This window comes from Priestia sp. SIMBA_032 (assembly GCF_046535215.1).
Lineage (GTDB): Bacteria > Bacillota > Bacilli > Bacillales > Bacillaceae_H > Priestia > Priestia aryabhattai.
In genome coordinates, this window is record NZ_JAWRXD010000488.1 from 1 (window position 1) to 279 (window position 279).

The window sequence follows — 279 nt, forward strand, 5'->3', positions numbered from 1 at the left end:
GAGGAGTTGTACGAGGAGAAAAAGCAACGTATTAGAAAGACTTGGTATGGTTTGTTTATCATATCTGTCACCGTGTATTTCATGATAAAAGGAATTGATTTAACCCTCTGGAAAAATCTTTTAATGTTTACTGCAATGGCTATTTTTGTTGATATTGCGTTCATTTTAACACCTAATATTTCTGAAATATGGGGTGCGAAATTTAGCGATATTGGCAAGACAGTTCAATCAATAAAACGATCATTAATTGCATCTAAAGCGAGAGGAGAAATATACACG

1 protein-coding gene is annotated in these 279 nt (G+C 33.7%); it reads left to right on the forward strand.

The window, feature by feature from the left end; genetic code table 11:
• On the forward strand, nt 1-279 hold a 279-nt coding region (locus SB717_RS35245; protein ID WP_410907559.1), incomplete at both ends, for a type II toxin-antitoxin system SpoIISA family toxin.